1 protein-coding gene is annotated in these 421 nt (G+C 47.7%); it reads left to right on the top strand.

The annotated features are described in order from the left end of the window. Positions 1–64 precede the first annotated feature (64 nt). Positions 65–370, top strand: coding sequence for a hypothetical protein (locus tag CAY82_RS26525; protein WP_140399178.1), 306 nt, complete (start codon positions 65–67; stop codon positions 368–370). Positions 371–421 lie beyond the last annotated feature (51 nt).

The following is a 421-nucleotide window of genomic DNA, read 5'->3' as shown; positions in this document are numbered from 1 at the left end:
TCCGTGACCGGGGTTTTTTCTTATCCATTTTTATTCCTTCCAAAATTTTCCGAGGGTGAACCCAATGAAACTGATCCGAAGTTTTTTCTTCGGCTGCGGTGCTATGCTTGCAGCCGTTCTCTGTATGAGCGCCCCAGCTTCAGCTGTTGATTACAGTCCAGGCGTTTTCGAGATCCACTCAGCGAATTATGAATTCGTTGTACCTGACGTTTTCAAGGCCGTTGCTGTTTTGCCAGCAAATGTGACGCGGGCGGATATTCGAAACAACACCCACGCTGTCACATATGTCTGTCGAAACCAGCCAAATTCTGGGTTTCGCAAATCGGTAGAAGCTTATACCCACATCGATCCTCACATCGTTGCAGCATAACTATTGGCTGGAATGGTAAACTCTCCACTGCTGCCCCACTAATGCAGCAGT

The organism is Pseudomonas sp. SID14000 (assembly GCF_002165135.1).
Classification (GTDB): Bacteria; Pseudomonadota; Gammaproteobacteria; order Pseudomonadales; family Pseudomonadaceae; genus Aquipseudomonas.
This window is presented reverse-complemented; position numbering and strand designations above follow the sequence as displayed.

Bases quoted from the DNA above. Each gene is read 5' to 3' on its own strand.
- CAY82_RS26525 (WP_140399178.1), top strand. From the start codon at position 65: ATGAAACTGATCCGAAGTTTTTTCTTCGGCTGCGGTGCTATGCTTGCA.